General features: G+C 57.1%; 14 protein-coding genes, 1 tRNA gene and 2 pseudogenes. 14 read left to right on the top strand and 3 right to left on the bottom strand.

The window, feature by feature from the left end:
* The first annotated feature begins 1 nt into the window (after position 1).
* The 7 genes and pseudogenes from trpC to pyk all read left to right on the top strand — a co-directional run bounded on the left by trpC (position 2) and on the right by pyk (position 11,517).
* Entirely contained in the window at positions 2–772 is a 771-nt protein-coding gene (trpC, locus tag ON14_RS01610) for an indole-3-glycerol phosphate synthase TrpC (protein WP_010202597.1), read from the top strand.
* Positions 772–2,016 carry a tryptophan synthase subunit beta gene (gene trpB / locus ON14_RS01605; protein ID WP_010202596.1) on the top strand — a complete coding sequence of 415 codons (1,245 nt, stop codon included), beginning with the start codon at positions 772–774 and terminating at the stop codon, positions 2,014–2,016. Before trpC ends, trpB begins: the two co-directional genes overlap by 1 nt.
* Positions 2,016–2,798, top strand: a complete 783-nt coding sequence (gene trpA / locus ON14_RS01600) for a tryptophan synthase subunit alpha (RefSeq protein ID WP_010202595.1) — start codon at positions 2,016–2,018, stop codon at positions 2,796–2,798. Before trpB ends, trpA begins: the two co-directional genes overlap by 1 nt.
* 33 nt (positions 2,799–2,831) lie before the next feature.
* A complete protein-coding gene (gene lgt / locus ON14_RS01595; RefSeq protein WP_010202593.1) occupies positions 2,832–3,881 on the top strand; it encodes a prolipoprotein diacylglyceryl transferase in 1,050 nt (349 codons plus the stop codon).
* Between the two features lie 104 nt (positions 3,882–3,985).
* Positions 3,986–8,559 (top strand): annotated as a pseudogene (gltB, locus tag ON14_RS01590) (glutamate synthase large subunit).
* Complete coding sequence (locus tag ON14_RS01585) at positions 8,552–10,009, top strand: glutamate synthase subunit beta (RefSeq protein WP_026037461.1); 1,458 nt, start codon at positions 8,552–8,554, stop codon at positions 10,007–10,009. Before gltB ends, ON14_RS01585 begins: the two are co-directional and overlap by 8 nt.
* 62 nt (positions 10,010–10,071) lie before the next feature.
* The gene (gene pyk / locus ON14_RS01580) at positions 10,072–11,517 is read left to right on the top strand and encodes a pyruvate kinase (protein WP_010202591.1); all 1,446 of its coding nucleotides are present in this window, start codon (positions 10,072–10,074) and stop codon (positions 11,515–11,517) included.
* A 368-nt stretch (positions 11,518–11,885) separates the two neighbouring features.
* On the opposite strand, the gene ON14_RS01575 is transcribed toward pyk, so the two are convergent.
* A tRNA-Leu gene (locus ON14_RS01575) sits at positions 11,886–11,968 on the bottom strand.
* A 39-nt stretch (positions 11,969–12,007) separates the two neighbouring features.
* On the opposite strand from ON14_RS01575, the gene ON14_RS01570 reads away from it, so the two are divergent.
* Complete coding sequence (locus tag ON14_RS01570) at positions 12,008–12,613, top strand: ANTAR domain-containing response regulator (protein ID WP_010202590.1); 606 nt, start codon at positions 12,008–12,010, stop codon at positions 12,611–12,613.
* 19 nt (positions 12,614–12,632) lie between these two features.
* Here the strand turns inward: ON14_RS01570 and ON14_RS01565 are convergent, their stop codons facing one another.
* The gene (locus ON14_RS01565) at positions 12,633–13,064 is read right to left on the bottom strand and encodes a PaaI family thioesterase (RefSeq protein ID WP_010202589.1); all 432 of its coding nucleotides are present in this window, start codon (positions 13,062–13,064) and stop codon (positions 12,633–12,635) included.
* Between the two features lie 86 nt (positions 13,065–13,150).
* Between ON14_RS01565 and polA the strand changes: the two genes are divergently transcribed.
* The 4 genes and pseudogenes from polA (at position 13,151) to rpsA (ending at position 19,553) form a co-directional block, all read left to right on the top strand.
* Positions 13,151–15,790 carry a DNA polymerase I gene (gene polA / locus ON14_RS01560; protein WP_010202588.1) on the top strand — a complete coding sequence of 880 codons (2,640 nt, stop codon included), beginning with the start codon at positions 13,151–13,153 and terminating at the stop codon, positions 15,788–15,790.
* A gap of 50 nt (positions 15,791–15,840) precedes the next feature.
* Positions 15,841–16,106: pseudogene (locus ON14_RS16475) on the top strand (HPr family phosphocarrier protein).
* Positions 16,107–16,143: 37 nt separating this feature from the next.
* Positions 16,144–17,862 (top strand): DUF885 domain-containing protein, encoded by a 1,719-nt coding sequence (locus tag ON14_RS01550; protein ID WP_010202583.1) that lies wholly within the window; start codon positions 16,144–16,146, stop codon positions 17,860–17,862.
* 224 nt (positions 17,863–18,086) lie between these two features.
* Positions 18,087–19,553, top strand: coding sequence for a 30S ribosomal protein S1 (gene rpsA, locus ON14_RS01545; RefSeq protein ID WP_010202579.1), 1,467 nt, complete (start codon positions 18,087–18,089; stop codon positions 19,551–19,553).
* Positions 19,554–19,626: 73 nt separating this feature from the next.
* Here rpsA and ON14_RS01540 read toward each other — a convergent pair whose 3' ends face one another.
* The gene (locus tag ON14_RS01540; RefSeq protein ID WP_010202571.1) at positions 19,627–20,244 is read right to left on the bottom strand and encodes a DUF4126 domain-containing protein; all 618 of its coding nucleotides are present in this window, start codon (positions 20,242–20,244) and stop codon (positions 19,627–19,629) included.
* A 39-nt stretch (positions 20,245–20,283) separates the two neighbouring features.
* On the opposite strand from ON14_RS01540, the gene coaE reads away from it, so the two are divergent.
* Both coaE and uvrB read left to right on the top strand, forming a co-directional pair.
* Complete coding sequence (gene coaE / locus ON14_RS01535; protein ID WP_010202569.1) at positions 20,284–20,901, top strand: dephospho-CoA kinase; 618 nt, start codon at positions 20,284–20,286, stop codon at positions 20,899–20,901.
* Positions 20,902–20,935: 34 nt separating this feature from the next.
* The gene (uvrB, locus tag ON14_RS01530) at positions 20,936–23,008 is read left to right on the top strand and encodes an excinuclease ABC subunit UvrB (protein ID WP_010202567.1); all 2,073 of its coding nucleotides are present in this window, start codon (positions 20,936–20,938) and stop codon (positions 23,006–23,008) included.
* Positions 23,009–23,019: the final 11 nt, after the last annotated feature.

Here is a 23,019-nt window from a genome sequence, read left to right as displayed (position 1 = left end):
AGTGCTCAGCGATTTAGTCGACGGCGCGTTAGAAGATGCCGCCGTTCGTCGGGATTCTGTCAGCCTTGCTGATGTAGAGCGTGCTGCAACTGAAGCAGTCCCTGCTTTGGACGCGCTTGCTGCGCTGTCGCCGCGCGAGCGAGTTCACATCATTGCTGAGATCAAGAGATCAAGCCCGTCACGGGGTGCTCTTGCGGAGATCAGCGATCCCGCATCGCTGGCCTTGTCGTATCAAACAGGTGGTGCGAGTGCTATCAGCGTGCTCACTGAGCAACGTCGTTTCGGTGGTTCGCTTGACGACCTTATGACGGTTAAGTCTGTCGTTCGCCTCCCCGTTCTCCGCAAAGACTTCATTGCCGAGCCGTACCAAGTTTTCGAGGCGCGCGCGGCCGGTGCCGACCTTGTTCTCCTCATCGTTGCCGCTCTTGACCAACAGACCCTCGAGTCGCTGTACAACTTGATCGTCGAGCTCGGCATGACTCCGTTGGTCGAAACTCACTCGGCCGACGAAGTTGCCCGGGCGCTAGATGTTGGGGCAAGCCTGGTTGGTGTCAACGCACGCAACCTGAGCACCTTCGAGCTTGATCAAAATTTGTTCGGTGAACTTGCTGATCAGATCCCGAGCGGTGTGATCCGTATTGCCGAATCTGCCGTGAAGTCTGCTGCCGACGTCGCCCACTATCGACGGGCAGGCGCCGATGTGGTTCTCGTGGGAGAAGCACTCGTCACCGGTGACCCTATTGCCACCCTGCAAGAGTTTTTGGACTGCTAATGCTGAGAGATGAACTAGGCCCCTATTTCGGAGAATTCGGCGGACGTTTTGTCCCCGAGTCGCTGATCGCAGCTCTCGACGAGCTCGATGCTGCCTACAACGCAGCAAAGATCGATCCCGTGTTCCAAGCGGAGCTCGCAGAGTTGCACGCTAGCTACACCGGCAGACCGTCGATCATTACCGAGGTGCCGCGTTTTGCAGCACACGCTGGCGGGGCTCGTATCATCCTGAAGCGCGAAGACCTCAATCACACTGGCTCGCACAAGATCAACAATGTTCTCGGTCAAGCTCTGCTTGCTCGTCGACTGGGGAAGACCCGCCTGATCGCTGAGACCGGTGCAGGGCAACACGGCGTTGCTACGGCCACCGCTGCGGCGCTTTTTGGAATGTCCTGCGTCGTCTACATGGGCGAAGTCGATACCGAACGTCAAGCCTTGAATGTGGCTCGAATGCGCCTTCTCGGCGCCGAGGTTATCCCGGTCACCGCTGGTTCGCGCACCCTGAAAGATGCGATCAACGAAGCCTTGCGCGACTGGGTAGCGAACGTTGAAGATACTCATTATCTCCTCGGCACGGTCGCTGGCCCTCATCCGTTCCCCGTAATGGTTCGCGACTTTCACAAGGTCATTGGCGACGAAGCTCGCGAGCAGGTAATCAAGCTCACTGGAGCCCTACCGACAGCGGTCGCAGCCTGTGTCGGCGGCGGCAGCAATGCCATGGGCATTTTCCACGCATTTCTCGATGACCCGGATGTCGCGCTCTACGGCTACGAAGCTGCCGGCGAAGGCCACCTCACCGAGCGCCACGCCGCTACCCTCACTCGCGGTCGCCCTGGTGTGCTTCACGGCGCCCGCAGCTATATGTTGCAAGACGAAGACGGCCAGACCGTCGAATCGCACTCGATCTCTGCCGGCCTCGACTACCCAGGTGTCGGCCCAGAACACTCATGGCTCAAAGACATCGGGCGGGCCAACTATTTGCCGATAACCGATGCTGAAGCTATGGAGGCACTGCGCCTTCTGAGCAGAACTGAAGGCATCATCCCGGCAATCGAGTCTGCTCATGCCTTGGCTGGCGCGCTCAAACTAGGCAAAGAGCTTGGCCCGGATTCGGTTATTTTGGTCAACCTCAGCGGCCGTGGCGATAAAGACATGGAGACTGCGGCGGAATACTTTGATCTCATTGATGCCGCGGATGCTGCGGCAGCAGCTTCTACCGCAACTCCGGTCGCGGAGGAGAAATAATGAGCACTGTTGAAAACACCATTGCGCAGGCGAATCGTGACCGCTCTGGCGCTCTCATCGGCTATTTACCGGTTGGTTTTCCCACGATCGCGGACAGTATCGAGGCGGCCGTTGCTCTTGCGGAGAATGGCGTAGATGTCATTGAACTGGGCTTGCCATACTCCGATCCAGTGATGGACGGTCCAGCCATTCAGAAGGCCACGCAGCAGGCGCTCGCTAATGGGTTTCGGCTTCAGGATGGTTTCGATGCGGTAGCGGAGATCACTTCCCGAGTATCGACGCCGGTAATGCTGATGAGTTATTGGAACCCGATCATGCAGTTTGGCGTTGACCGTTTTGCCGACCAGCTCACGGCAGCCGGGGGAGCAGGAATCATTACGCCTGATCTGGTGAGCGACGAGGCTGCGGAGTGGATTGCCGCGTCTGAGCGGACCGGGCTCGATCGCGTATTTCTCGCAGCGCCTTCGTCGAGCGATGCACGACTGGTGCGCGCGGTTGAGGCAAGTACTGGATTCGTTTACGCCGTATCGACGATGGGTATTACCGGTGCCCGGTCTGACGTTGACTCGGCGGCCAAGACGCTAGTCGCACGCCTGCGTACTGCTGGTTCGACCAGCGCGTGCGTTGGCCTCGGTATTTCCACCGCTGAACAGGTGCATGAGGTTCTTACCTACGCCGATGGTGCAATTGTCGGGTCAGTATTCGTTAGCGCGTTGGCGACCGGTGGGGTGAGCGCAGTCGCACAGACTGCAGCGTCGCTTTCGACCGGTACGCTTGCTTAGTCGCAGTCCAGAAAGGTGACCGTTTTGTCATTAGTGCCGTTCAGTATTCCGAGCCCGCCCGACTCTTGGTCGACGCTCGCAACAATCCCGTTCGGCCAGTGGTTGAGCGGAATTGGCGTTAACCCGAGCCAAGCAATTGTGATCCACACGTATGCAATCTGCATTCTTGTGGGAATCATCGCAGCGACGTGGCTAACGTCGCGTCGGCTTACGAGCCGCGGTGCTGAGCCTGGGGTCGTTATCGACATCATCATTTGGGCTGTGCCGCTCGGACTCGTTGGAGCACGCTTATATCACGTGTTTACCCACCCAGGAGATTACTTCTTTGAGGGCGCAGATCCGTGGGAAGTTATTCGAATCTGGAACGGCGGAAACGCTATTTTCGGTTCGCTCATTGGTGGCGCTGTCGGTGCGTTCATCGGTGCGCGCCAGACAGGTATCCGTTTCTGGAGCTTTGCGGATGCCCTCGCTCCCGGCATGCTTCTCGCCCAAGCTATCGGCCGCTTCGGCAACTACTTCAACCACGAGCTATTCGGCCAGCCGACTGATCTTCCGTGGGGCCTAGAGATTGAGGCAACAAACTCGGTAATCCCGATCGGTTTGCCTGCAGATACTCTCTTCCACCCCACATTTCTTTACGAAATGATCTGGAACGTTGTCGGCATTGTGTTCTTGCTGACGATGGAGCGCCAGTATGGTTTCGTCAAGAAGCACGTTCTTGGGCTCACGGTTCCGACATTGTCTGCGTCAGGCCCGAGAAGGCTGCAGTGGGGCAAAGTTTGGGCGCTCTACATGGTTTGGTACGGCATTGGCCGTGTGTGGTTCGAGTCCATTCGGATCGACCCAAGCGAGGTCTACCTCGGGCTCCGCGTAAACGTGTGGGGAGCGATTCTCACCGTTGTCCTCGGAGTGATCTTGTTCATCGTGCAATCACGTCGCCATGCGGGTGTAGAACGCAGTGCCTATGTCGATGATCACATCTGGACCGCCGATGGTGTTGTAAACTCCGATGAAACCTATTCCGAGCATGACATTGTCGTCAACGCTGCCGACGAGTCCGCTCCGGTCACTGCTTCGAAATAGTCCGCCACAAGCGGTCACACCCCTCAGGCCACTATCCGGCTCTGAATTTTCTATGGGCCAGAGAAGTCCCTCTCCGCACCAGTAACACGTGAGGACGGTACGGCATGGCTGTTACCCCACCCTTTGAACGCTTTGGTTCGATCCCCGCCGCGGCAGGGATGTACGACCCATCCAATGAGAAAGATGCTTGTGGACTCGCCATGGTGGCGACGCTTCGCGGCACGCCCGGGCACGACATCATTGCGACAGCCCTCGAAGCGCTGCGCAATCTAGAGCACCGCGGTGCCGTCGGGTCTGATGCTGGCACCGGTGATGGTGCTGGCATCATGACGCAGATTCCGGATGCCTTTTTCCGGGCCGTCGTCGACTTCGACCTACCTAGTGATGGTCGGTACGCGGTAGGAATTGCGTTCTTGCCCCACGACACTGACGAGCGCCAAGAAGTTAAGACTGGCATCGAAAAGCTGGCGGAAGAAGAGGACCTTACCGTCCTGGGGTGGCGTGAAGTCCCCATCCAGCCCGACGAATTGGGCAGTCTCGCACGCGACGCAATGCCCGCCTTTGAGCAGCTGTTCTTGCAGTCAAAGCGAGTCGACCTGAAGGGCACGCTTCGCGGCATCCATCTGGATCGCCAGACCTATCGTCTACGCAAGCGTGCCGAACGCGAATTGCATGTCTATTTCCCGTCGCTTTCGTGCCGAACAATCACGTACAAGGGCATGGTTACGACTCTTCAACTAGAGCCGTTTTATCCTGATCTTTCTGACGAGCGCTTCGCATCAAAGCTTGCTCTCGTGCATTCTCGGTATTCCACGAATACGTTCCCGTCGTGGCCGCTGGCACAGCCTTTCCGCATGGTGGCTCACAACGGTGAGATCAACACTGTGCAGGGCAACCGCAACTGGATGCGCGCCCGCCAGTCCCAACTCGAGTCCGCAGTTTTCGGGAACATCAAGACATTCTTCCGGTCAACACGCCAGGCGCGAGCGACTCGGCATCGTTTGATGAGGTTGTTGAGCTACTGAATCTCGCGGGGCGTCCGCTGCCTCACGCAATGATGATGATGGTTCCGGAGGCCTACGAGAATCAGGTCGACGCAGACCCTCGCCGTCGTGCGTTCTACGAGTACCACTCGATGCTCATGGAACCATGGGATGGTCCTGCGGCACTCGTGTTTACAGACGGTTCGTTAGTCGGAGCGACTCTTGACCGCAATGGGCTGCGTCCCGGACGCTACTTGGTCACTGATGATGGGCTCGTTGTTCTGGCGAGTGAAATCGGCGTTTTCGACGTTGAACCGACCAAGGTCGTTCGCAAGGGGCGTTTGCGTCCAGGCAAGATGTTCTTGGTCGATACTCAAGCTGGTCGTCTTATTGAAGACGATGAGATCAAGGCAGAACTTGCGGCATCACAGCCGTGGGCGGAGTGGCTTGAGAGTGGTCGAATTGCGCTCGAAGAGTTGCCAGAGCGCGAGCACATTGTGCACACGCCCGCCTCGGTGACTCGCCGTCAGCGCACCTTCGGTTACACCGAGGAAGAAGTCCGCATCCTCATCGAGCCGATGTCTCGACTCGGTGCTGAACCACTCGGCGCGATGGGGTCTGATACCCCGATTGCAGTGCTTTCTGAGCGCCCCCGTTTGCTGTTCGACTACTTCACTCAACAGTTCGCGCAAGTAACTAACCCCCCGCTTGATTCCATCCGCGAAGCTGTTGTCACGTCGATGCGATTGGGCGTCGGTCCACAGCGCAATCTTCTGGCGGCGACGCCGGATCACGCCAAGCAAGTCGCTCTCGCGTTCCCGGTAATCGATAACGATGAGCTGGCGAAGATTCAGCACATCGAACCGCATCCCGGATCTCGCTTAGCGACGACGATCAAGGGTCTCTATCGGGTCGATGCCGGGCCATCCGCTATGGAAGCGCGTTTGGCCGCAATGTGTGCTGAAGCTGATGCGGCGATCCTTGATGGCGCGGAGTTCATCGTGCTTTCGGACCGCGACTCGAACAAAGATCTAGCGCCTATTCCGTCGCTGCTCATGCTGGCGACCGTGCATCATCACCTCATCCGTCAACAGGAACGGATGAAGGTCGGCCTGATCGTTGAGGCCGGCGATGTGCGCGAAGTTCACCATGTCGCGCTTTTGGTGGGTTATGGCGCATCGGCGATCAATCCCTATCTGGCGATGGAAACCGCCGAAGAGCTCGTTCGTAATGGCACGATTACCGACGTCACTGCGGAGAAAGCAGTTCGCAATCTCATTACCGCCCTGGGTAAGGGCGTTCTGAAGATCATGTCGAAAATGGGTATTTCCGTCGTCAGTTCGTATGCCGGAGCGCAAGCCTTCGAAGCCGTTGGGCTCTCTCAGGTATTCGTGGACCAGTATTTCACCGGGACGAAAAGCATCCTTGGTGGTGTCGGCCTCGACGCGATCGCCCGCGAGAACGCGGCACGTCACATGGCGGCGTACCCAGAAGATCGTGCACCGACCATTCACGAGCGACTCAACACCGGGGGCGAGTACCAGTGGCGTCGTGAAGGCCCGCCGCACCTTTTCAACCCTGAAACCGTTTTCAAGTTGCAGCATTCAACGCGCACCCGTCGCTACGATATCTTCCGCGAGTACACCTCAAAGGTTGACGACCAAGCTGCGAATCTGATGACTCTGCGCGGCCTCTTCACATTCAAGACCGAGGGTCGACAATCGATTTCGATCGACGAAGTTGAATCGGTCGCGAGCATCGTGAAGCGATTCAGCACCGGAGCAATGAGCTACGGCTCGATCAGCAAAGAGGCACATGAAACTCTTGCCATTGCGATGAATCAGCTTGGCGCCCGGTCGAACACGGGCGAGGGCGGCGAGGATGTTGACCGCTTGCTTGATCCCACTCGCCGTAGCGCGATCAAGCAGGTCGCTTCCGGTCGCTTCGGCGTAACGAGTATGTACTTGACCCATGCCGATGATATTCAGATCAAAATGGCTCAAGGCGCCAAGCCTGGCGAGGGTGGTCAACTTCCCGCGGGCAAGGTGTATCCGTGGATCGCACGAACTCGCCACGGCACCCCGGGAGTCGGTCTTATCTCGCCGCCTCCACACCACGATATCTATTCGATCGAAGACCTCAAGCAGCTCATTTTCGACTTGAAGCGATCGAATCCCTCGGCCAGAGTGCACGTCAAACTCGTCAGCCAGAAGGGTATTGGCGCGGTTGCCGCTGGCGTTACCAAAGCAAAAGCTGATGTTGTTCTTGTGTCGGGCCATGATGGCGGCACGGGAGCAAGCCCACTCAACTCGCTGAAGCATGCGGGCACACCGTGGGAGATCGGGCTAGCAGAAACCCAGCAGACGCTCATGCTCAATGGGATGCGCGACCGAGTAGTCGTTCAGGTCGATGGCCAGATGAAGACCGGTCGTGACGTAATTATCGGTGCGCTTCTCGGAGCTGAAGAGTACGGCTTCGCGACGGCGCCACTCGTTGTTTCGGGTTGCATTCTGATGCGCGTGTGCCACTTGGATACCTGCCCGGTCGGAGTTGCAACGCAGAACCCTGAATTGCGTGAACGATTCACCGGTAAGCCAGAGTTCATTGTGAACTTCTTTGAGTTCCTGGCACAAGAAGTTCGCGAGTACCTCGCTGAACTCGGCTTCCGCACGCTCGAAGAAGCAATCGGGCATAGCGAGCTTCTCGACATGAACCGAGCGATCTCTCATTGGAAGACCGATGGCCTCGATCTCAGCCCGGTGTTCAATGGCCCAGAGTTTGCGGCAGACGCGCCTCGCACTCAGTCAGTAGCTCAGGACCACGAGCTAGACGAGCACTTCGACCAGAAGCTCATCGAGTTGAGCCGTGATGCGCTCGACAACAAGACGTCAGTCGAGATCGATCTGCCGGTTCGCAACACTGATCGTGCGGTCGGCACAATGCTGGGGCACGAAGTTACTCTTCGCCACGGTGAGCATGGTCTGCCCGCGGACACCATTTCGATTACGCTGCATGGATCTGCTGGCCAATCTCTTGGCGCCTTCGTACCGGCCGGTATCTCGATAAAGCTGTACGGCGACAGTAACGACTACGTCGGTAAGGGGCTTTCCGGAGGATCGATCGTCGTCAGACCCGATTTGGCGAGTGTCTTTGCCGCAGAGAACAATGTGATCGCGGGAAACGTGATCGGCTATGGCGCTACCAGCGGAAGCATCTTCATCCGCGGCAAGGTTGGTGAACGATTTATGGTTCGCAACTCTGGCGCAACGGCGATTGCCGAGGGTGTCGGCGACCATGCTCTTGAGTACATGACCGGTGGTCTCGTTCTCATTCTTGGCGCAACGGGCCGCAACCTCGGCGCAGGTATGTCCGGGGGAACCGCCTACGTTCACGAGTTGCGTGAAGAGCGCGTTAATGGTGAGTCGCTGAGTTCCGGTGAACTGGTGCTGAGCGGGCTCGGCAGCGCTGACATCGAAATAGTTAAAGATCTGCTTGAACGCCACTTCGAAGAAACCGGGTCCGTTGTCGCAGAGGGAATGCTTGCAGACATGCAGTCGACCGCGGCGCAATTCACGAAGGTCACTCCGCGTGACTACGCGGCGGTACTTCAGACGCGAGCAACCGCATTGGCCGAGGGACTTGACCCTGACGGGGACGTCACCTGGGCGCGAATTAAGGAGGTAACCGGTGGCTGATCCCAAGGGATTCCTCAAGGTACAGGAGCGGGAGCTCCCCAAACGACGTCCAGTTAGCTTGCGCTTAATGGACTTCAAAGAAGTGTACGAACAGCAAGAATCGAGCCAGTTGGTTCGACAGGCGGGGCGTTGTATGGATTGTGGCGTCCCGTTCTGTCATCAGGGGTGCCCGCTAGGCAACTTGATTCCCGAGTGGAACGACCTCATGCGTCGTGGTGAGAGCGCTGAAGCGATAGAGCGACTTCACGCGACAAACAATTTTCCCGAGTTCACCGGGCGACTGTGTCCGGCACCGTGCGAAAGTTCGTGTGTTTTGGGGATCAATCAGCCCGCGGTCACGATCAAGCAGATCGAAGTCTCGATCATCGACCAAGCGTTTGCCGACGGCAATGTGACACCGCATCCTCCCGGACGTCTCACCGGCAAGACCGTCGCCGTTGTGGGGTCTGGCCCCGCCGGGTTGGCCGCAGCACAGCAGCTGACGCGTGCTGGTCATACCGTTGCAGTGTTCGAGCGTGAGGACCGCATCGGTGGTCTGCTGCGCTACGGTATTCCTGATTTCAAAATGGAGAAGCGACACATAGAGTCCCGTCTCGCTCAAATGCAGGCCGAAGGAACGCGTTTTCGGGCGGGCGTAAACATCGGGGTCGACATCGCTTGGAATGACCTGCGCGCACGATACGACGCAGTAGTCGTAGCGACGGGCGCGACTGTTCCCCGCAATCTCCCGGTTCCCGGCCGTGACTCTCTTGGCGTGCATTTCGCCATGGAGTACTTGGTGCAGTCAAACAAAGTCGTCGCTGGCGACACCGTGAGCGAACAACTCACCGCTGAGGGCAAGCACGTGGTTGTCCTCGGTGGCGGAGACACGGGAGCTGACTGCATCGGTACTGCGCACCGTCAGGGCGCACTGTCTGTAACGAACTTAGCCATCGGTGTTCAGCCTCCCGCTGAACGTCCAGAACACCAGCCGTGGCCCCTCACTCCAACGCTGTTCGAAGTATCGAGCGCACACGAAGAGGGCGGTGAACGCCTCTATTTGGCTTCGACTGTCGAGTTCGTCACTAATGCTGTTGGCGAGGTTCGCGCAATCAAAGTTGCCGAGACCGAGTTCGTTGATGGCCGCCGTGTACCTAAGGCAGGAACCGAGCGTGAGATTCCTGCCGACCTCGTGTTGCTGGCGTTGGGTTTCACTGGCCCCGAAAAAGAATCCCTCGATCGTCAGCTTCCATTGGAGTCAGATGATCGTGGAAACCTTACGCGCGATGCCGACTACCAGACAGAAACCCCCGGCGTGTACGTTGTCGGTGATGCTGGTCGCGGCCAATCACTAATCGTCTGGGCTATTGCTGAAGGTAGGGCCGCAGCATCCGCTGTAGATCGCTATCTTGAGGGGGAGACACAATTGCCGTTCCCCGTTTCTCCTACCGACCGCGGTATGACTGTTTAACTGTTTCACCACCACTAGTACGACCACCCCGTTCAACCACCACTGAATCGTCAAAGGAAGTTATGAGACGCGCAAAAATCGTCGCGACACTCGGCCCGGCTACGTCGAGCTACGAGAACATCAGGGCAATCATCGATGCAGGTGTCGATGTTGCTCGCATGAACCTCAGCCACGGAACGTACGCCGTTCATGAGGAGGTGTATGCGAATGTGCGCCGCGCTGCTGAAGACGCTGGCCGCGCCGTTGCCGTAATGGTTGACCTTCAGGGTCCTAAGATCCGTCTCGGCAAGTTTGAAGATGGTCCCTACGATCTCGCAGTCGGTGACATCTTCAAGATCACGACAGACGATATCCTCGGCAACCGTGAGATCTGCGGCACAACTTTCAAAGGTCTCCCGCAGGATGTTGCTCCTGGCGACTTCTTGCTTATTGACGATGGCAAGGTCAAGGTCAAGGTTGTCAGCTCGACCGACACCGTCGTCACGACCGAGGTCATCGTTGCGGGCGCTGTCTCCAACAACAAGGGTATTAACTTGCCCGGAGTAGCTGTCAACGTGCCGGCACTGTCCGAAAAGGATGAGGACGACCTCCGTTGGGGGCTCAAGCTCGGTGCTGACCTCATCGCCTTGTCATTCGTGCGTAATGCCGATGACATCATTCGTGTGCACGAGATCATGGATGAAGAGGGCCGTCGTGTTCCTGTCATCGCCAAGATTGAGAAGCCACAGGCCGTTGACCATCTAGAAGCGATTATTGACGCCTTCGACTCGATCATGGTTGCTCGTGGCGATCTCGGTGTAGAGCTTCCGCTCGAGGCTGTACCGATCGTGCAGAAGCGCACGGTGGAGCTTGCACGTCGAATGGCGAAGCCCGTTATCGTTGCCACTCAGATGCTTGAGTCGATGATTTCAAGCCCTGTACCGACGCGAGCAGAGACCTCTGACGTCGCAAACGCGATCTTGGATGGTGCTGATGCTGTGATGCTCAGTGGCGAGACCAGCGTGGGGGAGTACCCCGTGATTACCGTTCAAACGATGGCGAAGATTGTTGAGTCAACCGAGGAGCACGGTCTCGACCGTATCGCTGAGCTTGGCACAAAGCCGAAGACTCAGGGTGGGGCAATTACTCTTGCCGCAGCCGAAGTTGCCGCCTTCGTAGAAGCTAAGTATGTCTGTGTGTTTACAGAGTCGGGTGATTCCGCGCGCCGCATGTCGCGACTGCGATTCCGTATTCCGATGAAAGCATTTACTCCGAACCCAGATATCCAGCGCCGGATGGCACTGATCTGGGGTATTGAGTCATTTGTTGTCGATCGCGTTACCCACACCGATGAAATGTACCGCCAAGTTGACGAGGTCTTGCTCGATCAAAACCTGGCTGAAATTGGCGACACGGTCGTGGTGATTTCTGGTTCCCCTCCCGGAATCGCTGGATCGACGAACGACTTGCGCGTGCACGTAGTTGGCGATGCGATTAACGCCAAGGCCCCGGCCTGGGCTACTAAATAGCTTCCGCTTTTAGCTTAAAACTAGGGTGCCGGCGTTGAACTGAGGAGTTCGACGCCGGCACCACTGTCTTAATTTCGCCGGACTCGCGGGCGCGGCTGCGCCACACTCTGCACGTAGGGTACGGCGCGACTCACCATGCCCCTCGGGAGCTCTCCAGTCGCCCTCGCGGCATGCCAGCAGCCGGAGGCAGCCGGATCTCGCAGACTCGTGAACCATGGCACCAGCAAGCGATCAGGCGGCTACCAATCGTGATTACAGCTCACAGAGAGAAGCGATCCCTCATGAGGAGTCATGCCGTGACCGTCCACGTTGGGACGAAGACTGACCGATTACCGAGAATAGTGATCGGTTTTCGATAATAAATGTTGTGCCGAATGTGGGACTCGAACCCACACGTCCTTTCGAACAAAGCATTTTGAGTGCTCCGCGTCTACCATTCCGCCAATTCGGCTGACTACAACGCTGAATAGAATACCGTAGGCTTGCGCTTGTGACTGACCAAAACACCAATAAAACTGCTCCACGTCGCGTTGTCGTTGCCGAAGATGAGTCCCTCATCCGCATGGACATCGTTGAAATTCTCCGAGACGCCGGCTACGAGGTTGTCGGAGAAGCGGGTGATGGCGAGACCGCCGTTGCTCTTGCGACCGAGCTGCGCCCGGATCTGGTCATCATGGATGTCAAGATGCCTCAGCTCGACGGAATCTCTGCCGCAGAGCGCCTGAGTGCTAACCACATCGCGCCCGTTGTGCTGCTCACTGCCTTCAGCCAGAAAGAACTCGTTGAGCGGGCGTCAGAGGCTGGCGCTCTGGCGTACGTGGTGAAGCCATTCACGCCGAACGACTTGCTTCCGGCCATTGAGATCGCGCTCAGTCGTTATGCCCAGATCATTACTCTCGAAGCAGAGGTCAGCGACCTTGTCGAGCGTTTCGAGACCCGCAAGCTCGTAGACCGAGCTAAGGGTCTCCTAAACGAGAAGATGGGGCTCAGCGAGCCTGACGCGTTCCGTTGGATTCAAAAGGCGTCAATGGATCGTCGATTGACGATGCACGATGTTTCCCAGGCGATCATCGACCAACTGAGCGCTAAGAAGTAACTAGCGCCCTCGCGTTGCCTTACGAGGTAGGGCGGTCCTTGAGGATGTTAGTGATTCGCACGGTGGAAAGCCGACGCTCTTGATCGTCGCGAATGACGATCTCGTGGGTTGCCAGAGTGCGGCTCAGCGCAATAGCAGTACACGTGGCCGTAACGATTCCTTCGCGCACAGCACGAGTGTGAGTCGCGTTGACCTCGATTCCCATCGCAATTCTGCCGGGACCGGCATGAATCGCTGAAGAGATTGATCCAAGCGACTCACCAAGCACCACGTGAGCGCCGCCGTGCAAAATGCCGATCACTTGAGTGTTTCCTTCAACCGGCATCGTCGCGACCGAACGGTCGGCGCCGAGTTCCAGAAACTCGATCCCCATTTTTCGAGTTAATGCTCCGCCGCCTGACTCAATAAGACGGGCGATAAGTTCAGGATCAAGGTCATCGGGATACTTCACAGCGGAGTCCTTCGAGCTAAGTCGTTTCGGCTGTCGGCAGGCGCGGCTAGGCTGGCTGCGTGACGGATATTCAAAAGCCTACCCTCATGATCATTGACGGCCACTCGCTGGCCTTCCGAGCGTTTTATGCGCTGCCAGTTGACAGTTTTCAGAACCGTGACGGGCAGCACACAAATGCCATTCATGGATTTTTGTCAATGCTTATTTCGCTTCTGGGGAATGAGAAGCCAACGCATCTTGCTGTCGCTTTCGACATCTCGCGCTATTCCTTCCGCACTCGGGAGTACCCCGAATATAAGGGCACCCGAGGCGAGACTCCGGTCGAGTTCGTCGGCCAGATTCCTCTCCTTGAAGAAGCTTTGAAGGCGATGGGTATTCAGACGCTCAGCAAAGAGGATTACGAGGCTGACGATATTCTCGCCACTCTCGCGCACGAGGGTTCCAGTAACGGGTTCCGTGTCCTCGTGGTTTCTGGTGACCGCGATGCAATTCAGATGGTCAATGACGACGTGACGCTGCTCTATCCCAATGCTCGTGGTGTTTCTGAGCTCAAGCGATACGACCGCGATGCGGTATTCGAGCGCTACGGTGTCGAACCCCATCGATATCCTGACGTTGCTGCTCTGGTCGGCGAAACTAGCGACAATCTCATCGGCGTCGACAAAGTGGGGGAGAAGACCGCTGTCAAATGGATCAACCTCTACGGGTCGCTCGACGAGGTTCTCGCTCATGCCGAGGAGATCAAAGGTGTCGTCGGTCAGAACCTGCGCGATCAGATGGACCGTGCTGTTCGCAACCGCAAGTTGAATCATCTGCTCACGAATGTTGAATTGCCTGTCACCGTGACAGACCTCGATCGTCGACCAATTGACGAGGCAGCTGTTCAAGAAGTTTTCGATCGCCTCCAGTTCAAGACACTGCTTCAGCGCGTGCTAAAAATTGCGGCCGCGGAACGGGGCGACGAGCCGTCAATATCGGCGCCAGCCGACTCTGTCTCGACGGTTCCCGTCGTTCGCACGATGGTCGACGAAGAGCTCGCGAAGTGGATTGACACCAACAGTGCTCAGGGAACTAAACCGCTCGGGCTGACTATTGCCACAGTCGAGGGCACCGTCACAGGACTAGGGCTCGCGACGGCCACAGAAACAGCCTTCGTGCCGTGGGCATCCGACCGGCTCGACTACGTCGCCCTGACCAACTGGCTAGCCAGTGATGCGCCGAAATTCATGCATTCAGCGAAGGCGCAGCTCAAAATTGCCTCGGCAAATGGTCTTGAGGTCGCAGGCATCGCGTTTGACACCATGCTTGCAGCTTGGGTTCTCAAGCCCAGCGCAAAACCCGAGGAGCTAGAAGCTCAGGTTTACAACTATCTCGGCGAGACAATTGAGCAAAGTGACCCCAACCAGTTGGTTCCCGAGACCGAGGCACTGAGCCCGGCTACGATGTCCTGGTACGTCGTGCGGGTGGCGGCTTATCTTGTCGACAAGCTTGACGAGGGTTCGTTGAGCGTGTTGAACGACATCGAAATGCCCCTCGTTCCTGTATTCGCCCGCATGGAGCGCACGGGCATTGCCGTGAATCGACAGTTGCTGAACGACCTCAGCACATCGCTGTCAGAAACAGCAGCTGAGGTCGCGCGCAATGCCTTCGAGGTGATCGGTCGCGAGATTAATCTGGGCAGTCCCAAACAGCTCCAAGAGGTGCTCTTCACGCAGTTGGAGATGCCGAAGACTCGGGCGAACAAGACAGGTTACTCAACGGATGCTGCCAGTCTGACGGACTTGCAAGAACAGGCTCCGCATCCGTTTCTTGACTTGCTCCTCAAACACCGAGACGCCACAAAACTCGCCCAGATTATCGCCGGCATCGAGAAAGCGATTGACGAATCTGGCCGAGTTCACACGACGTATGAGCAAGCTGGTTCGAGTACGGGGCGCATTGCATCCAACGAACCCAATCTGCAGAACGTGCCGATTAAGACGGCGACGGGTCGCCAAATACGCTCCGCCTTCGAGGCCGGTGCTGGCTTCGATACGTTGTTGACGGCGGACTATTCTCAGATCGAAATGCGCATCATGGCTCACCTGTCGGGAGATGAGGGTCTTATCCAGGCTTTCAACGACGGCGAGGATCTTCACCGCTTTGTCGGCTCGCGGATCTTTGGCGTTGAGCCCGCTGCCGTGACGTCCGAGATGCGATCAAAAGTGAAAGCAATGTCGTACGGGTTAGCGTACGGGCTTAGTGCTTTTGGGCTCAGTAAACAGCTCCGCATTGAGACCAGCGAAGCTAAAGCATTGATGACCGACTATTTCGCGCGATTTGGGGCGGTACGGGATTATCTTCGCAACGTCGTCGAGCAGGCTCGCGCTGATGGTTACACCACTACTATTTTTGGTCGGCGACGCCCCTTCGGCGATCTCAACTCGAAGAACCGCGTATTGCGCGACAATGCCGAACGGCAGGCGTTGAACTCTCCAATTCAGGGTTCGGCTGCAGACATCCTGAAAATTGCGATGCTCCAGATTGACGCAGACATCCGCGCTGAAGGATTGAAGTCAAGAATGTTGCTTCAGGTTCATGACGAATTGGTGTTCGAAATCGCTGCGGGAGAACTTGAGCGGATGACTACCATTGTCCATGAGCGAATGTCAGGAGCGGCTACGCTTTCTGTTCCTCTTGATGTGCAAATTGGAACCGGGCATAACTGGGATACTGCGGCCCACTAGAGCCTGCGCTGTTCAGAACTAGCAATAACTACCGTCACAAGGGAGTCGATATGACGAGCAAAACTGTATCCATCGGATCGAAGGTTGGGCTCCATGCTCGACCAGCGTCGGTATTCGCTCAGGCAGTGAGCGCCTGTGGAGTAAAGGTGATGCTCACCGACTCTGCAGACAAGACCGTCAATGCAGCAGCATTCTTAGCGTTCTCTCTTTAGGGATCGCGTACGGAGATTCTGTAACGCTAACCTCCGATGATGACGGAGCCGAGGCTGCGTTGGAGTCGCTCGCACAACTGTTGGCCAGTGAACTAGATAATTAGGCACCTAGTCGCACAACGATAGAGGGAGCCAACAACGATGTCGGATTTAGATCCTCAGCACGCGGCCATCGCTGCGGCCAGTGCCCGCGAAACAACCCCAATTGACGCGATCGCCGAAGAATGGGTGGAGACGCTCACCATTCTCGACCCCGCAATTGCCACGTGGATCGGGTTGCCGGGAGAGCATTCGGGCTACGCCGACTATTCGCCTGATGGCCACGCCCGTATGGTCAGCGCCACGCGGGAGGTACTGGCTCGTCTCGAGAATGCCGCAGTCATTGACGACGTAGATCTGGTCACAAAGACCGAGATGGTGTCGACATTACGACTCGATCTTGACTCTGATGCTGCCGGCTTGTGGCTGCGCGACCTCAACAATTTGGCAAGTCCTGCCCAAGACATTCGCGGCGTGCTCGACCTTATGCCGACGGCGTCGGCAACAGACTGGTCAGCAATCGCCGATCGTCTCCACAGCATTCCCGCAGCGATTGACGGCTACATCGCGACGCTTCGCCAGGGAATTGATGAGGCCGTGGTGCCAGCGCAACGGCAAGTCGCCGAAGTAATCGTCCAGACTAAGCAAATCGCCGCCGCCGGGGGCTTTTTCGATAGCTTCATCGCGGGCGCTCACTCGGTGACTGACGATGACTCTCCGTTGGGCAAGGTATTGGCAACGGGTGCTGCTGAAGCGGGCAATAGTTACGAAAAACTGGAGGAGTTTCTTCGGACTGAGCTCGCACCGAAGGCGGCCGCCGAGGACGCGTTCGGCCGCGATCTTTATGCCCTTCAGTCGCAGCGGTTCCTCGGTGCGAAGATCGACCTCGATGAGACTTACGAGTGGGGCATCGAAGAGTTGGCCCGCATGGCCCGTGAGCAAGAAGAAATTGCCCGTGAAATCAAACCGGGAGCAACGGTTGCCGAGGCGATCGCATACCTTGATTCCGATCCTTCTCGTACTCTGCACGGCACGGACGCGTTGCGCGAGTGGATGCAGAAGCTCAGCGACGACGCGATAGCCGCGCTTGCAGGCACCCAGTTTGATATTGCCGAACCGATGCGGGCCCTAGAGTGCATGATTGCGCCGACCCACGATGGGGTCATTTACTACACGGGTCCGAGCGATGACTTCTCCCGTCCTGGGCGCATGTGGTGGTCGGTGCCAGAGTCGGTAACCGAGTTCACGACGTGGCGCGAGGCAACCACGGTTTACCACGAGGGCGTTCCCGGTCATCATCTGCAGATAGCTCAGGCTGTTTATAACCGTGATCAGTTGAATACCTACCGGCGTCAATTGTCGGGGTCGTCTGGTCATGCTGAAGGTTGGGCACTCTATGCTGAACGTTTTATGAGTGAACTTGGATTTCTGGATGATCCCGCCGACCGTTTCGGAATGCTCGATGGTCAGCGCATGCGCGCCGCCCGTGTCGTTCTCGACATCGGTGTTCACCTCGGCAAGCCGAAGCTCAGCGGCACTGGGGGCTGGGATTGGGATTATGCGCTTGAATTCATGACCAACAATGTCACTCTTGATCCCGCCAACGTGCGCTTTGAGGTGAACCGTTATTTCGGCTGGCCGGGCCAAGCGCCGTCGTACAAAGTTGGTCAGCGTATTTGGGAAGAGCTGCGTGATGAATGTAAGGCTCGCGAAGGAGCGTCGTTCGACTTGCGCGCCTTCCATCGCCGCGCGTTGAACATTGGGGGAGTCGGTCTCGACACTCTTCGAACAGCGCTAATGGCGCCGTACGAGCAACGCTGAAACCAATGGGCGGTTGTCCGCCCGTGCGGCAGAGAATCAATTCCGGGGAAATAGTCAGAAACACCGCGCCTCACTGGTTGGGTTTACCCCACTTCAGGCGTTAGGCTGGAGTGTCGCAATTGCGACTTCTTATTCGCCTGCCTTCGGCGATCACAAAGCAACATCTTGCCGTTGGCCCAATAGTGCGCTTCTCGAAGCGCAACCCATACCGGAGCTACTACTACATGACAATCGCAACGACCGACAAGGCACCCAAGCAGGTCGCCATCAATGACATTGGATCTGCTGAAGATTTCCTCGCCGCGGTCGAAAAGACTCTGAAGTTCTTCAACGATGGTGACCTTATCGAAGGTACCGTCGTCAAAATCGATCGTGACGAGGTTCTCCTCGACGTCGGTTACAAGACTGAGGGTGTTATCCCCTCTCGTGAACTTTCCATCAAGCACGACGTTGACCCCACAGAGGTTGTTAACGTTGGCGACACCGTTGAGGCTCTTGTTCTTCAGAAGGAAGACAAAGAAGGCCGTCTCATCCTGTCCAAGAAGCGCGCGCAGTACGAGCGTGCATGGGGCGATGTTGAACTCATCAAGGAATCGGATGGCGTTGTCACCGGTTCTGTCATTGAGGTCGTCAAGGGTGGACTTATCGTTGACATCGGTCTTCGTGGATTCCTCCCCGCATCGCTCATCGAGCTTCGTCGCGTTCGTGACCTCACGCCGTACCTCGGCCAAGAGATCGAAGCCAAGATCCTCGAACTCGACAAGAACCGCAACAACGTTGTTCTTTCACGCCGTGCACTCCTTGAAGAGACGCAGTCGGCTAGCCGCACTTCGTTCCTCAACAACCTCGCCAAGGGCCAGGTTCGCAAGGGTGTCGTGTCGTCGATCGTCAACTTCGGTGCATTCGTTGACCTTGGTGGCGTAGACGGCCTCGTTCACGTTTCTGAGCTCTCCTGGAAGCACATCGAGCACGCTTCAGAAGTTGTTGAAGTCGGCCAAGAAGTTACCGTCGAGATTCTTGAGGTTGACCTCGAGCGCGAGCGCGTGTCGCTGTCGCTCAAAGCAACGCAGGAAGACCCGTGGCAGGTATTCGCCCGCACCCACGCAATCGGACAGGTTGCTCCCGGTAAGGTCACCAAGCTCGTTCCGTTCGGTGCGTTCGTTCGCGTCGCAGACGGCATCGAGGGCCTCGTGCACATCTCCGAGCTTTCGGGCAAGCACGTTGAGCTCGCCGAGCAGGTCGTTTCGGTTGGCGACGAAGTATTCGTCAAGGTCATCGACATCGACCTTGAGCGCCGTCGAATCTCGCTGAGCCTCAAGCAGGCCAACGAGGGCGTTGACCCCGAGGGTACCGAGTTCGACCCGGCACTCTACGGAATGCTCACCGAGTACGACGACCAGGGCAACTACAAGTACCCGGACGGCTTCGACCCCGAGACCAACGAATGGAAAGATGGTTTCGAGTCACAGCGCGAGAAGTGGGAGCAGGACTACGCTGCCGCTCAGGGTCGTTGGGAACTGCACAAGAAGCAGGTTGCTGCTGCCGCGATTCAGGAAGAGTCGATCAGCAGTGCGCCTGCTGGCTCGTCCTCGTTCTCGAACGACGAGACCGCATCTGCTGCGGGCGCTGGAACGCTCGCAGACGACGAGACTCTTGCCGCGCTGCGCGAGAAGCTCTCGAGCAACAACTAGTTCCTAGATGGATGTTTGTGGCCAGTCTCCTTCGGGAGGCTGGCCACAGTCAGTTAAGGACGACGATTGAGGGTTACTGTCGCGCTGGTCGAGAGCGTCGTAAGCGTCGTAAGCGTCGTAAGCGTCGTGCCCGACGGATGCGCAGGACCACGAGCGCAATCAGCGCCAGCAGCGCCACAAATCCGATAACCGGTACTAGTAGCGCCATCACGCTCAAGAGAACGCTGCTGAGATCTTCAGCGGCACTGACAACTGGTGCCGCAGCGCCTGCTGTCGCCGCGTTGAGTGCCGGTCGTGCAAGCATCTTTGTTGCGTGAGTGCCGAACGCGAGAACTACGCCGATAGCAACGGGAACCCAAGCATTGGAGGTGAAGAAACTGGCGGGGTCAGTAACAACCGCAGTCTCCGAGGCTGCACCGGTACCGAAGGCGATACCACCTGCGGCTGGCCGCACCACGCTTTGAATCCAGTCGTTGACTGAATCGACAACGGGAACTTTGTCCGCGACTATTTCGACAACGAGAAGTACTCCTAAAACGGCCAATACCCACGGGTTCTCGAGCCACGCCCATCCGGCCGGTAACGCGACAAAATCGAAGACTCGGCCGGCGAGGCCCAAAATCAGCAGCGGAATATAGGCATTGAGTCCAGCTGCGACAGCCAGACCGCTACCGGTGAGCACCTCGAGCATCCGGAGTTCCTTTCAACACGCTGAGGCTAGCATTAGAGCATGCACTTAATAGCGCTTACGGGAGGCATCGCGTCCGGCAAATCTACGGTCGCCCAGCAGTGGGCAAAGCAGGGTGCCGCTGTTGTCGACGCGGATGCGCTGGCGCGCGAAGTGGTCGAGCCGGGTTCACCGGTTCTTGCCGAGATCGCAGAACGATTCGGATCCACGGTGCTTTCTCCCGACGGCTCGCTTAACCGTGCGGCACTCGGCGCCTTTATTTTCAGTGATCGGGAGGCCAGAGAAGCGCTAAACCGCATTACTCATCCCGCGATTGGAAGGCTCGCCCAGAGCCACTTTGATGAGGCTGCCCGCGTGGATCCGGACGCGATTGTGGTGTACGACATTCCGCTATTGGTGGAGTCTGCCCAATCTCTCGAACGTTTCGCGTTGGTCGTGACGGTAGAAGCCGAACCTGAGGTGCGTGTGCAGCGTTTGGTCGAGCATCGTGGAATGACGGCCTCGGAGGCGGAGAGACGCGTTGCTTCCCAAGCGTCGTCACGTGAACGTCGCGCCGTGGCGGATTTCGTGATTGACGCGGGCGATTCACTAGCTGACACCCGAAACCGCGCCGATGCCGTGTGGGAATCGATTCGCAGTCGGCTGCACGGTGCCCTCTAATAAAGTTGTCAGAGCGGTTGCTTAGACTGGCGCTATGCAACCAACTCGCTCAGTGCGTCCGTTTGAGGTAATTAGCGAGTACACCCCCTCTGGTGACCAGCCAGAAGCGATCCGGCAGCTTGCCCAACGCATCAATGCGGGTGAGACCGACGTGGTCTTACTCGGCGCTACCGGTACCGGCAAGTCGGCGACCACCGCGTGGTTGATCGAACAAGTCCAACGGCCGACGTTGATCATGTCGCACAACAAGACTCTCGCGGCTCAACTTGCGAACGAGTTCCGCGACCTTATGCCCAACAACGCTGTTGAGTATTTCGTCTCGTATTACGACTACTACCAGCCCGAGGCTTACATCCCGCAGACCGATACTTTTATTGAGAAGGATTCTTCGGTGAACGCTGAAGTGGAGCGTCTTCGACACTCCACGACGAACTCTCTGCTGAGTCGGCGTGACACGGTAGTGGTATCCACGGTATCGAGCATCTACGGATTGGGAGCGGCCGAGTCGTATCTCGAAGCCATGATTGCGCTTCAGGTAGGTATGCGCATTGACCGTGAGACGCTGATCCGCAAGTTCGTTGGAATGCAGTACCAGCGCAACGATTACGATTTTTCCCGCGGAAATTTTCGCGTGCGCGGCGACACGATAGAAATAATCCCAGTTTACGAAGAACTCGCGATTCGCATTGAGATGTTTGGTGACGAGATCGAGGCCCTGTACTCGCTGCATCCATTGAGCGGCGAGGTTGTGAAGAAGATGGATTCGGTTTCGGTGTTTCCCGGCACGCACTACTCAGCGAGTCCAGAGACCATCAAACGAGCGATCGTGTCGATTCAGGAGGAACTCGCTGATCGACTAGCGGTGCTTGAGCGGCAAGGAAAATTACTTGAGGCACAGCGTCTGCGGATGCGCACGACCTTCGACATCGAGATGATGGAGCAGATCGGATTCTGCAACGGCATTGAGAATTATTCGCTACACATGGACGGCCGCCAACCGGGGGAGCCACCAAGCTGCTTGTTGGATTATTTTCCCGAAGATTTCCTCGTCGTGATCGATGAGTCGCACGTCACGGTTCCGCAGATCGGCGCAATGTACGAGGGCGATGCCTCTCGCAAGCGCACTCTGGTCGAGCACGGCTTTCGATTACCGAGTGCTCTCGATAATCGACCATTGAAGTGGGAAGAATTCTTGGGTCGTGTCGGCCAAAAGATTTATCTTTCGGCGACGCCTGGCAAGTACGAACTCGGCATTACGGATTCGATCGTTGAGCAGGTGATTCGTCCCACCGGTCTTATCGACCCGCAGATCGTTGTGAAGCCCTCGAAGGGTCAGATCGACGACTTGCTCGAGCAAATTACCATTCGTGTCGAGAAGAATGAACGCGTTTTGGTCACTACTTTGACCAAGAAAATGGCGGAAGAGCTCACTGAGTTCTTGTCCGAACACGGCGTACGCGTGCGCTATCTCCACGCCGACGTCGACACTCTGAGACGAGTCGAACTTCTTACTGAGCTTCGCCAAGGCGTTTATGACGTCCTGGTCGGTATCAACTTGCTGCGCGAGGGGCTTGACCTGCCTGAGGTGTCCCTCGTTGCTATTCTTGACGCCGATAAAGAGGGCTTCTTGCGTTCGTCGACATCGCTCATCCAGACTATTGGGCGGGCAGCCCGTAACGTCTCGGGCGAGGTACACATGTACGCCGATGTCGTTACTCGGTCCATGCAGTTCGCGATCGAAGAAACTGATCGGCGCCGTGAAAAGCAAGTCGCGTACAACACAGAACACGGAATTGACCCGCAGCCGCTTCGCAAGAAGATCGCCGACATTACTGATGCTTTGTTACGTGAGGGTGCCGATACTGCTGAGCTGCTTTCTACTCGTACAAGAGACGGAAAGAAACGCACTCCAACGCCGCACTTGGCCCGCGAGGGAATCGCCGCTGCGGGGGGAAACGATCTTGAGCAGATCGTTTCCGATCTCAACGAACAGATGCTTCAGGCCGCATCCGAATTGAAGTTTGAACTTGCAGCCCGACTTCGTGATGAAGTTCAAGATCTCAAGAAAGAACTTCGACAAATGGAACAGGCTGGACACTTGCGATAGTTAGTGGTGGG

Source organism: Salinibacterium sp. PAMC 21357 (assembly GCF_000247645.1).
Lineage (GTDB): Bacteria > Actinomycetota > Actinomycetes > Actinomycetales > Microbacteriaceae > Rhodoglobus.
Note: the sequence above shows the minus strand (reverse complement) of the source record. Positions and strands in the feature narration are given on the sequence as shown.